General features: G+C 41.8%; 12 protein-coding genes and 1 pseudogene. 12 read left to right on the forward strand and 1 reads right to left on the reverse strand.

The window, feature by feature from the left end:
- Positions 1-155: 155 nt before the first annotated feature.
- The 12 genes and pseudogenes from DXZ23_RS03405 to DXZ23_RS03460 all read left to right on the forward strand — a co-directional run bounded on the left by DXZ23_RS03405 (position 156) and on the right by DXZ23_RS03460 (position 10,400).
- Positions 156-680, forward strand: a complete 525-nt coding sequence (locus DXZ23_RS03405; protein ID WP_026138463.1) for an HI_0449 family lipoprotein — start codon at positions 156-158, stop codon at positions 678-680.
- Between the two features lie 83 nt (positions 681-763).
- Positions 764-1,012 carry an FAD assembly factor SdhE gene (locus tag DXZ23_RS03410; RefSeq protein WP_017805482.1) on the forward strand — a complete coding sequence of 83 codons (249 nt, stop codon included), beginning with the start codon at positions 764-766 and terminating at the stop codon, positions 1,010-1,012.
- A gap of 101 nt (positions 1,013-1,113) precedes the next feature.
- On the forward strand, positions 1,114-1,689 hold the full coding sequence (gene rpoE / locus DXZ23_RS03415) for an RNA polymerase sigma factor RpoE (RefSeq protein ID WP_017805481.1): 576 nt from the start codon (positions 1,114-1,116) through the stop codon (positions 1,687-1,689).
- A 39-nt stretch (positions 1,690-1,728) separates the two neighbouring features.
- Positions 1,729-2,304 carry a sigma-E factor negative regulatory protein gene (locus tag DXZ23_RS03420; protein WP_035695554.1) on the forward strand — a complete coding sequence of 192 codons (576 nt, stop codon included), beginning with the start codon at positions 1,729-1,731 and terminating at the stop codon, positions 2,302-2,304.
- 75 nt (positions 2,305-2,379) lie between these two features.
- A complete protein-coding gene (gene rseB / locus DXZ23_RS03425) occupies positions 2,380-3,339 on the forward strand; it encodes a sigma-E factor regulatory protein RseB (RefSeq protein WP_017805479.1) in 960 nt (319 codons plus the stop codon).
- Positions 3,340-3,777 (forward strand): SoxR reducing system RseC family protein, encoded by a 438-nt coding sequence (locus tag DXZ23_RS03430; protein ID WP_017805478.1) that lies wholly within the window; start codon positions 3,340-3,342, stop codon positions 3,775-3,777.
- 84 nt (positions 3,778-3,861) lie between these two features.
- Positions 3,862-4,383, forward strand: coding sequence for a molybdopterin-guanine dinucleotide biosynthesis protein MobB (gene mobB, locus DXZ23_RS03435; RefSeq protein ID WP_017805477.1), 522 nt, complete (start codon positions 3,862-3,864; stop codon positions 4,381-4,383).
- Positions 4,384-4,392: 9 nt separating this feature from the next.
- A pseudogene (locus DXZ23_RS03440) lies at positions 4,393-5,130 on the forward strand (MFS transporter); the annotation flags it as partial.
- Positions 5,131-5,190: 60 nt separating this feature from the next.
- Positions 5,191-6,530 (forward strand): IS3 family transposase gene (locus tag DXZ23_RS03445; protein ID WP_114995397.1). Its coding sequence is split into 2 segments (ribosomal slippage): positions 5,191-5,641 and positions 5,641-6,530, totalling 1,341 coding nucleotides; the frame shifts between segments, so codons are not numbered across the junction.
- Positions 6,514-8,286 carry a DEAD/DEAH box helicase gene (locus tag DXZ23_RS03450; protein WP_017805473.1) on the forward strand — a complete coding sequence of 591 codons (1,773 nt, stop codon included), beginning with the start codon at positions 6,514-6,516 and terminating at the stop codon, positions 8,284-8,286. Before DXZ23_RS03445 ends, DXZ23_RS03450 begins: the two co-directional genes overlap by 17 nt.
- A gap of 312 nt (positions 8,287-8,598) precedes the next feature.
- Positions 8,599-9,930 carry a 30S ribosomal protein S12 methylthiotransferase RimO gene (gene rimO / locus DXZ23_RS03455; RefSeq protein ID WP_017805471.1) on the forward strand — a complete coding sequence of 444 codons (1,332 nt, stop codon included), beginning with the start codon at positions 8,599-8,601 and terminating at the stop codon, positions 9,928-9,930.
- Positions 9,930-10,400, forward strand: coding sequence for a low molecular weight protein-tyrosine-phosphatase (locus DXZ23_RS03460; RefSeq protein ID WP_017805470.1), 471 nt, complete (start codon positions 9,930-9,932; stop codon positions 10,398-10,400). Before rimO ends, DXZ23_RS03460 begins: the two co-directional genes overlap by 1 nt.
- Positions 10,401-10,482: 82 nt before the next feature.
- On the opposite strand, the gene DXZ23_RS03465 is transcribed toward DXZ23_RS03460, so the two are convergent.
- Positions 10,483-11,910: an FAD-dependent oxidoreductase gene (locus DXZ23_RS03465; RefSeq protein WP_021723568.1), complete on the reverse strand. Its 1,428-nt coding sequence runs from the start codon at positions 11,908-11,910 to the stop codon at positions 10,483-10,485.
- Position 11,911: the final 1 nt, after the last annotated feature.

The following is an 11,911-nucleotide window of genomic DNA, read 5'->3' on the forward strand; positions in this document are numbered from 1 at the left end:
ATTTCTCGCCTTATAAAAATAGAAAATGTTAGTTACTCGCCCTAAATCCCTAAATCATAAAACTTCATACAGACAATAAATCCTACAATTTAGGCTTTTTCTTCTATCTATAATCAGTATAATAAAACCACTTTTATGACTAAAAATGGGTTTCTATGTTTAGAGTTCTTTTTACAGTAATGATGGCGACAACCATCGCAGGATGTTCTTCCGTCTCTTCCTATATTCCTTTTGTGAATAATGAAAAAAAAGTGATCAATTTGGATCAAGATAAAATTGATCAAAAGTCCTATGCAGCAGCTTATGCGGCAACGGTACAAACCTATTCAGGGCGAGTGAATGAGGGGTTTGATGTCAATTCTTTTTCTAGTGGAGTCAATGATTGGTATCGCAACCGCATTCTTGTGCCACTTGATGAGGTAAAAGCCAAATTGTATCAAAGCAATGGCGTAGATAGCCAAGTCTATGCCTATTACAGTGGTGTTTTGTTTGCGGCAGAATTACAGAATAATTTTAATCGCTTAAGTACAAATTGCTGGTCACAGATTGAAACACCAAGTGTTACACAAGGGATTTACGATGCGATGTTAGATTTACAAAAAGGCAAAGCAAAATCCGCTGATGATGAATATATCGCACAAGGCAATGATCAAATTTTAAAAATTTGTGTCGAAAAATAATGTTCTTTTTATAACCGGTTATATGACCGGTTTTTTGTTTGAACTCGTTAAAAAATTTATTCAATAAAAAATAGAGAATAGCTATGGCAGAATATCATAAATTTCGTTTGGAATGGGATTGTCGGCGTGGAATGCTGGAGTTAGATAAAGTGATTATGCCATTTTTCCAGCAACATTTTGATCACTTAGATGATGCCCAAAAAGCCACTTTTGTGCGTTTATTAGCCGCAACAGATTTACAACTTTTTTCGTGGTTTTTTAACCGAACGCCAGCCCCTGACCTTGAATTACAGCAAATGGTGGACTATATACAAGAAAAATTATCAAACTAATTTGATAAAAAATTTGAACTTTTACGATTTTTTTTCCTCTAATAGAACACGAGCTTGCTGTCTTGTGTATCAAGGCTTGTTAGAGGTATATAAGAGGTTATATGGCTGAACAGCTAACAGATCAGGCTTTGGTAGAAAGGGCACAGCAGGGAGATAAGAAAGCATTCAATTTGTTGGTATCGCGTTATCAAAATAAGGTGGCAGGGTTATTAACCCGTTATGTGTCGCAAAATGATATTCCCGATGTTGTACAAGAATCATTTATTAAGGCGTATCGTTCAATTGATTCGTTTCGTGGTGATAGTGCTTTCTACACTTGGCTATATCGTATCGCCGTGAATACGGCAAAGAATTATTTAACCGCACAAGGTCGTCGCCCGCCGAATGAAGATATTATGGCTGATGAGGCAGAATCCTATGATGTGGGAACAAATTTGCGGGACGTGGATACTCCCGAAAATCAAATGTTATCCAGCGAATTGAAGAAGATTATTTTTGATACCATTCATTCAATGCAAGAAGACTTAAAAACCGCTATCACATTGCGTGAGTTAGAAGGCTTAAGTTATGAAGAAATTGCAGAGATTATGAATTGCCCTGTTGGAACGGTGCGATCTCGTATATTTCGTGCAAGGGAAATTATCGAAAATAAAATTCAACCCCTTCTTCAAGGCTAAAACGACATTTACTAAAAGAGAATAACCCTAGAGTTTATGATGCAAAAAGAGCAACTTTCTGCCTATCTTGATGGCGAACAAATCAGTGAGGCAATGACAGAAAAACTTTGCCAAGATCCTGATTTACAAAAGTCTTGGGCAAATTTTCATACGATTCGTGCCGTAATGCGTCAGGAAAGTGAAGTCTTACTCGGGGCAGATTTTACCGCCAAAATGGAAGCACTCATTGAGCAAGAAGACATTGTCGTGGCGAAACCTGAGGTTTCTCAGCCTATGCCAGAGGAAACCGCACAATCGCCATTTATGCAAAAATTCAAAGCTTGGTTAATGCCTATGACTCAATTCGCGGTGGCAGCGGGGGTGTGTTTAGTGGCGGTAATGGGCGTGCAAAGTTTTATGACGAATAGTAATAAAGATAACCAAGATGCTCCTGTGTTGCAAACTTTGCCCTTTACTAATTCTGTACAAGAAGTAAGCTATAATGTGCCAACTCAGGAAGTCATTACACCAGAGCAAGTTGAGCAAAAAAATAAACGTATTGACTCAATGTTACAAAGTTATGAATTACAAAAACGCATTTATGCCGATAGTTTGAATTTACAAAATCAAAAATAATGCGAATTGAAAGTTAGGTTATTCACCACCATTTTGGTGGTGAATTTGTTTGTTCCTCTTTTTTTGTGAATTACGATGTTAAAAACGTTCCAAAAAATCACCGCACTTTCTTTAGTGCTATTGACAGCAACACCACTATGGGCAACTGATCCTGCCGATATTCAACCTCGCCAACTGCTTGATGAAATGCAACGAGCGGGAACTCAGCTTAATTATGAAATGGCTTTTGTACAAACCACACCGAATATGGCATCGCTACGTTATAGCCATATTTATCAAGATGGAAAAACCTATGCCCAGCTTCTAACCTTAGATGGAATGCCATTGCAAATTGTCCAGCGTGATAATGTGGTGAGCTATTTCCAACCCAATTATTCACCATTTTCCATCAATGCAACCCATATTGTAGACAGCCTGCCGGCGATTATGTGGAGCAATCTGGATGTCTTAAGTAAACATTATGATTTTACTTATATCGGACGCAACCGCATTGCAGATAAACTGGTGCAGACCATTCGTATTTTGCCGAAAGATGATTTTCGTTATCAATATGTGGTATTTATTGATGAACAAAGTCACTTATTGCTGCGTAGTGATGTGTTAGATCGAGAAAATAATCTGTTGGAACAGTTTCGTGTTGTCAATTTATACCAAGGGGAACACATTGAAGATTTACTTAATGCGATAAATCATATGGGATTTCCAGCATTAATTAATGATAAAACTACCTTTCAACCTACCCAAGAGGTGTTCAATTGGCAACCAAGCTGGCTACCCAATGGATTTAAATTAATTGATCGTAGTGTGGAAACAAACGACGAGCAACGGATCGAAGCACTGTTATATAGCGATGGCTTGTTCTCTTTTACCCTTTATCGTAGTACGGCGATTTTACCTAATGATGCTCAAAATGGTTGGTGGAATGGAACAAAAACCTTTTATAGCGAAACCTTTGGTGAGAATGAATTCACCTTTGTGGGGCAACTGCCAATATCCACAGCGAAACGCATTGTGCAAGACATTAAGGTGAAATAAATGCTGAAAGAAAGTGCGGTGGTCATTGCTTATCAATCTGGTATTGCTCAAGTGAAATGCCAATCGCAAAGTGCTTGTGGGAGCTGTGTAGCAAAATCCACTTGTGGTTCAGCAGCACTGGCTGAACTTAACGGCACAGGGACTGAACATTTTTTTGAAGTGGAAACCCTCACCCCTGTTAAAGCGGGGCAGATTATCGAAATTGGCATAATGGAACGCTCGCTGATCGCCTCTAGTCTATTGGTTTACTTTTTTCCTCTATTAACCTTAGTTATTTCTACCTTAATCGCGGATAAGCTATTTCAAACTGAAATAAAGCAAGGAATTTTTATGCTTTTTTGCACCGCACTTGCTTTTTGCGTTGTAAGAAAAGTGGGAGCGAGATGGCAGAAAAAAGCGACTTTCCAGCCCATTTTTCTCAGAGTGCTAAAAAGCTAATTTTCTTTAGCTACGAAGATCACAGTATTTTTAAAATAGGTTATCATAATACCACTTTCCTTTTTATCATAGTAAGGACAAAATATGCCTCCAATGCTTGGAATTACAGGATATAGTGGCAGTGGCAAAACCACCTTGTTAGAAAAACTATTGCCCCAACTCGCAAACTTAGGATTGCGGGTAGCTGTGATTAAGCACAGCCATCATAATGCTCAAGTGGATAAAGAAGGGAAAGACAGCTGGCGAATGAAAGAGGCGGGGGCAAGTCAAGTGATGATGGCTTGTGATCATCGTTGGGCATTAATGACGGAAACCGCATCGCCTGTGAATTTAGCCTATTTAGCGGAACAGTTTGATCCGCAACTTGTCGATCTCATTTTGGTGGAAGGATTTAAAAATGAGCCTATCGCCAAAATTCTGTTGCATCGTCAGGAGATGACAAAGCCCTTACCTGAATTAGACGGAAACGTCATCGCCCTTGCAACAGATTACTCTTTGCAAACTCCCGTTCCCCTGTTGAACATTAACCATATAGAACAGATTGCACAGTTTATTTTTCACTGGTATCAACAACATCACGCTTTATTAAAGAGCGGTCAAAAATAACGAAATTTTATGACAGAACAAAAAACTTATACGGGGTTAGCTTGGATTGCCGCGATGGCTTTTTTTATGCAACCCCTTGATGCAACGATACTTAATACAGCATTACCCACTATTTCACAAAACTTAAATGAATCGCCACTGAATATGCAATTGGCCATTATTAGCTATGCCTTAACCGTCGCCTTATTTATTCCTTTAAGTGGTTGGTTGGCCGATAAATACGGCACATTGAATGTATTTCGAGTTTCGATTGCTATTTTTGTCCTCGGCTCAATCGCTTGTGCTTTTTCATATTCTCTTAGTGTCCTTGTTTTCTCGCGGATCTTACAAGGTTTCGGGGGAGCATTAATGATGCCTGTAGCACGTCTAGCCATTATTCGCACTGTGCCAAAAAATCAGTTACTCAATGCGTGGAATATTATGGCAATGGCAGGGCTTATCGGGCTAATTCTCGGCCCTGTATTAGGTGGGCTAATTGTTACTTATTTAACTTGGCATTGGATTTTCCTGATTAATATTCCTATCGGATTAGCGGGGATGTTATTGGCAAAATATGCAATGCCAAATATCAAAGGCCAATCGCTACCTTTAGACATCATAGGGTTTATTTTATTTGCTGGGGGACTAGTGGGCGTAACGCTCGGTTTAGATTTAGTTGCGGAACATTTTACTACTCCTTGGATTGATACAACTGTCTTAACATCTGGGGTGATGTTTCTTTTCGCTTATATTTATTATGCCAAACAAATTTGATCTGCACCCCAAAAGTTGGACTAAATAACCAACTGATTAAGGTGCAGATTTTTTATGACTAAATATACTCAACGTTTCAAACAACAAGTGCTCGACTTTTATCATCAAAATGGAAAAAACCGTTCGCTTACTCGCCAGTATTTTCAGCTTCCCCAAAGCACGTTAGCACGTTGGATTGCGAAATTTAATCATAATGGAATCAATGGATTAGCTGTGTTAGGTAAAAAACGATGTTATTCTGTTGAGTTTAAATTAAAGGTTATTCAAGCTATCAAAAAAGGCCAGTGCTCCGCTGAAGCCGCCTGCTTTCGCTTTGATATCCCCAGTTCAGGGATAATTAGTCAATGGTTGCAACGCTTTGAAAAACAAGGTATAGATGGGTTATTACTCAAACCTAAAGGTCGTCCAAGTATGAAACTCAACTCACCTAAAATGCCACCAACGCCCAAAACAGAAGAAGAACGCTTGCGTTACCGAATTTTGGAATTAGAAGCGGAGAATGCAATGCTAAAAAAGTTGCAGGAACTCAACCAACAAAAAATGCAGAAAAAGCCGTCATCGTAAATGCCTTACGCTCGCGTTTCCCGTTGGAATTGTTACTCAGGCTAATCGGATTGGCACGCAGTTCGTTCTTTTATCATCTCAAGCCAAAGTCGGATAAAAATGTAGCGATTTCACAGAAAATAGAGGAAATTTATCGCAAAAATGACGAAAATTATGGTTATCGTCGAATTACCTTGGAATTAAGGAAATACTTGATTATCAACCACAAAAGGGGGCAAGCGATAATGCAACGTTTGGGGTTAAAAGGAAAAAGTAAGCAGAAAAAATATCGTTCTTACCAAGGCAAAGTGGGACACATTGCCGATAATCTGTTGCAACGGGATTTTACGGCAACGATGCCGAATGAGAAGTGGGTAACGGATATCACCGAGTTCAAATGTGCGGAAGGCAAAGTGTATTTATCGCCGATTAAAGACTTGTTTAATAACGAAATTATTGCTTATGATGTGGCGAGAAGTCCGAGTTTTGAGCAGATAACCAGAATGCTGACCCAGGCGGTGAACCGATTAGCGGGGGAAAAACCGATACTGCATTCCGACCAAGGGTGGCAGTATCAAATGATGGGTTATCGGGAGATATTGAAAAAACACGGTATTACGCAAAGTATGTCGAGAAAAGGCAATTGCCTTGATAATGGTGCGATGGAAAGCTTTTTCGGGCGATTGAAGACGGAATGTTACTTTGGCAAGCGGTTTGAAACCTTTGAACAGCTTGAAAAAGTGATTCACGAGTACATTCATTACTACAACAATGAGCGTATTCAAGTGAAGCTCAAAGGACTAAGCCCTGTGGAATACAGAACTCAGTCCTTGAATGAAATTAGAATATAGTCTAACTTTTTGGGGGCAGATCAACCGCTGGATTTATGACATCAACTGGGATTGCGTAGTGTTCGATGAATATCACTATGGCGCGTGGCGGAATAAAACCAAAGAACAATTTGATGACGGCGAGCTGAGTACGGAACTTAGCGATCAAATCGAGTTCGATCAAGATTTCTTAGGGCTAACCACCCATCATTATCTTTACCTCTCAGGCACGCCATTTCGTGCGTTAAATAATGGCGAATTTATCGAAGAACAGGTGTTTAGCTGGACATACAGCGATGAACAGCAAGCCAAAATGCAATGGGGCAACAAGCCCGACAACCCTTATCGTGCCTTGCCAAAAATGGTGATGATGACCTATCAAATGGCGGAAGATTTACGCGTAGTGGCAGAAAAAGGCGAGAACAACGAATTTGATTTAAACGAATTTTTCGCCACCATAGGCGAGGGCGAACACGCTCAATTCAAACATCAAGACGCGGTGCAAAAATGGCTTAACTGGTTGCGTTATGGCGGTGAACATCAGCTTAATTTGCGTTTAGACCCGCCGCCAATGCCGTATAGCGATGTGAATTTGCTGGCGAATTTATTGCATACCGTCTGGTTTTTGCCAACGGTTACCAGTTGTTTTGCAATGCGAAATTTGTTAGCAATGCCACAAAATCAGTTTTATCACGATTATAACGTGGTGGTGGCAGCGGGTTCGCAAACGGGCATTGGCGAAAGAGCCTTGCCCCCAGTGCGAAAAGCCATTGGCGATAATCCACTACAAAATAAGAGCATTACCCTCAGTTGCGGAAAATTGCTGACGGGGATTTCTATTCCCGAATGGTCGGGCATTTTTATGCTGTGTAATCTGAAAAGCCCCGAAACCTATTTCCAAGCTGCCTTTCGTGTGCAAACCCCTTGGGTAATGCGTGATGATAATCAGCAAGAAACTGTGATTAAAGATTATTGCTATGTGTTTGATTTTGCACTAAATCGAGCCTTAACCCAAGTGAGTGATTACAGCACCAAGCTCAACCCGAAAGAGGACAACCCTGAAAAACAAGTGGCGGAGTTTATCCACTTCCTGCCCGTGATTTCTTATGACGGCGGTTCAATGAAACGCTTTGATGCAGGCGATATTTTGGATTACACCCTAAGCGGTATTACTGCCACCTTGCTTGCCCGCCGTTGGGAAAGTGCAATGCTGGTGAACGTGGACAACCTCACCCTCGACCGCCTGCGAAACAGCCCTGAAGCGATGGACGCATTGGCAAAAATTGAGGGCTTCCGCTCGCTAAATCAGGATATTCAAACCATCATTAACCGCACCGAAGCGGTGAAGAAAACCAAAACTGAAGCAGAAAAAGAGGGACGAGATCTCACCCCTACGGAGAAAAAAGAGGTGGACACTGCAGAAAAAGAACGCAAATCTTTACGCAAACAAATTCAGGAAAAACTGATCAAATTTGCCATCCGCGTTCCCGTGTTTATGTACCTCACCGACTTCCGCGAACACAGCTTGCGAGAAGTGATCGAAGTGCTAGAACCCGACCTGTTCTTCACCGTAACGGGCTTAACGCAAAAAGATTTCCAACTGCTGGTGAACCTTAACGTCTTCAACCAATCGCAAATGAATGAAGCTGTTTTCAGCTTCAAACGCTACGAAGACGCCAGCCTCGAATACACGGGAATCCGCAAACACCAAGGCGACTATATGGGCGGCTACGACACCGTCATCAGCAAAGAAGAATTTCAGGGATTGGCGAGGTAGGTAGCACAAGAAATGAAAAATGCGGTGCAAAAAATTCATAGAATTTACACCGCACTTTTATTTTTTTATATTTTTCCCGTGTGGGCTAAAAATAAGACAAGGCAATGAGCATAGTCGAATGCAGCGTACATTATGCTGCAAAGAAAGTCGCCTCAGATTAGACTAAAATCAAATGGGTAAGATTGTTGTGTTTATGGATAAATAGTTAGCAATAAAGTACAGTGCTTTGTTAGTAAATTTATCCCCTCTTATCGCCTTTTGCAGATGAATTTTGTACAATGCAGCGTTTTGAGTGATTATTGAGATTATTGTATGAGTTCAGCACCAAATATTGGTTTTATTAGCTTAGGTTGTCCTAAGAATTTAGTGGATTCAGAGCGTATTTTAACGGAGTTGCGTTCTGACGGATATAACATTATTCCGAGTTATGAAAATGCCGATTTAGTGATCGTTAATACCTGTGGGTTTATCGACAGTGCGGTGCAAGAATCCTTAGAAGCCATTGGCGAGGCATTGGAAGAAAACGGCAAGGTGATCGTTACGGGCTGTTTGGGGGCGAAAGAAGATCGCATTCGTGAAGTCCACCCAAAAGTGTTGGAGGTAACAGGTCCACACAGCTATGAAGCGGTAATGGAGCAAGTGCATAAATATGTGCCGAAGCCTGCCCATAATCCTTATGTTAGCCTTGTACCAGCTCAAGGCGTAAAACTTACGCCGAAGCATTATGCCTATTTGAAAATTTCTGAAGGTTGCGATCATCGTTGTACGTTCTGCATTATCCCGTCAATGCGTGGCGATTTAGATAGCCGTCCGATTACGCAAGTGTTAGATGAAGCCAAACGCCTTGCCGATGCGGGCGTGAAAGAGTTGCTTATCGTGTCGCAAGATACCTCAGCTTATTCTTTAGATCAAAGCAAAGAAAATCAAAATAAAACGGTTTTCTGGAACGGTAAGCCGATTAAAAACACGCTCATCAGCTTGTGCGAACAGTTGGCCACCTTAGGCATTTGGGTACGTTTGCATTATGTCTATCCTTATCCGCACGTGGATAATTTAATTCCACTAATGGCGGAGGGCAAAATCTTGCCTTATTTAGATATTCCATTACAGCACGCTAGCCCGAAAATTCTCAAAGCGATGAAACGCCCTGGTTCAATCGATCGCACCCTTGAACGAATTAAAAAATGGCGTGAAATTTGCCCTGAATTAACCTTGCGTTCGACTTTTATCGTAGGTTTTCCGGGGGAAACGGAAGAAGATTTCCAACAGCTTTTAGATTTTTTGCAAGAAGCACAATTAGATCGTGTTGGCTGTTTTAAATTTAGCCCGGTAGAAGGTGCGGTTGCCACAGATATGCCAGATCAAGTGCCAGAAGAGGTAAAAGAAGAACGCTTCCACCGCTTTATGCAAGTGCAACAAGCCATTTCCGCACAGCGTTTACAACAAAAAATCGGCAAAACGCTGCCAGTGATTGTGGACGAAATTGACGAAGAGGGCATTATCGGACGCTCAATGGCAGACGCACCAGAAATTGATGGCGTGGTTTATGTGGATAACCTGTCAAACCAAGCGGTGAGTGTGGGACAGGTGATTAACGTTACCATTACGCAAGCCGATGAATATGATTTATGGGGAACGTGCTAATGACAGTGAAGGTGCTTTTTGTCTGCTTGGGGAACATCTGCCGTTCCCCAATGGCAGAATATCTTTTTCGTGAAAAAGTGAAACAAGCAGGGCTAGCCGATAAAATCCTCTGCGACAGTGCGGGGACATCAGGCTGGCACGATGGCGAGGATATGCATTGCGGTACAGCAGAAACCCTTGAATTGCATCATATTGATAATAAAGGCTTTACTAGCCGAAAAGTGCGGTCAAAAGATTGGCAGGATTTTGATTACCTCATCGCAATGGACGATCAAAACCTTGTAGATCTGGAAAAATTATTTGGTCATCACCCCGAAAAATTGTTCCAAATCACCCAACTTTGCCCAAACCTTGGTATCGATCATATCCCCGATCCTTGGTACACCAAAAATTTCGAGCAAACTTATGAATTATTGGATCAGTGTTGTGATGCGTTATTGGCGATGATCCGAGAAAAATCATCATTGTAATAGCTTTTTTCTTTCACTATGAAATAAAGGGGAGATAGTCTCCCCTTTAGATTTAGAATAACAAAGTAGCAGTTTATACTTACTATAGCTCAAGATATTCCAGAATACTCCTTGCCGCATCACGTCCTTCAGCAATGGCGGTAACAACGAGATCTGAGCCTCGTGTAATGTCGCCGCCCGCAAAGACTTTTGGATTTGCGGTTTGTTGGGCTAATTCGCCACTGGCTTCAATGCGTCCACGTTTATCGGTGGTTACGCCGATGTTTTCAAGCCAAGGCATTGAATGTGGGGCGAAACCGAAAGCGATGATTACCGCATCACAAGGGATAATTTCTTCGCTGTTTGGAATAATTTCGGCTTGGCGGCGACCATTGGCATCAGCAGCACCGAGCTGAGTTTTTACAATTTTCAGCCCTGTTACATAACCACGCTGATCGGTTTGCACGGCGAGCGGTTCGGCTTCAATTTCAACAGGTTGAGCGTTAAATTGGAATGCCGCACCTTCTTCTTTTGCATTGGTATATTCTTTACGGCTACCCGGCATATTTGCCGCATCACGGCGATAAACGCAAGTTACTGCATTGGCATTTTGACGCACCGCTGTTCGCACGCAGTCCATTGCGGTATCGCCCCCACCAAGTACCACCACCCGTTTGCCTTCCATTGAAACATAATCAGGGGCTTCTAAGCCCATTAGATGCTGAGTGTTGGCGATAAGATAAGGCAATGCAGAATACACCCCTTGAGCATCTTCATTCGGGATATTGGCTTTAATGCCTTGGTATGTGCCTACGCCAAGGAAAACCGCGTCATAATCTCGCACGAGATCATCAAGTGCTACATCTTTACCGATTTCTACCCCAAGTTTGAATTCGATTCCCATTTCGCTAAAAATCGTACGGCGGCGAACCATTACCTCTTTTTCTAATTTGAACGCGGGAATGCCGAAAGTGAGCAAGCCGCCGATTTCTTGTTGGCGTTCGTAAACGGTAACATCAACGCCATTGCGAATGAGCAAGTCGGCACAGCCTAATCCCGCAGGCCCTGATCCCACCACCACGACACGTTTTCCTGTTTTAATCACTTTGGAAAGATCAGGTTTCCAGCCCATTTCAAAGGCTTTTTCGGTAAGGTATTTTTCCACATTGCCGATGGTTACTGCACCAAATTCAGCGTTGAGCGTGCAAGATCCTTCACATAGGCGATCTTGCGGGCAAACGCGACCGCAGACTTCAGGCAGGCTGTTGGTGGAATGGGCAAGCTCAACCGCTTCTAAAATGCGATCTTGATAAACTAAGCGTAGCCAGTTGGGAATGTTGTTGTGTAGCGGGCATTTGTGTTGGCAATAAGGGTTGCCACACTCAAGACAGCGATCGGATTGCGAGCTGGCTTGGGCTTCGGTAAAGATTTGATAAATCTCGATAAATTCTGTTTTTCTTTCATTTAATGGAATTTTCGCAGGATCAACACGCGGGAGATCAATAAATTGGTAAACATTATCGTGGCTCATT

The organism is Avibacterium paragallinarum (genome assembly GCF_900450705.1).
Classification (GTDB): domain Bacteria; phylum Pseudomonadota; class Gammaproteobacteria; order Enterobacterales; family Pasteurellaceae; genus Avibacterium; species Avibacterium paragallinarum.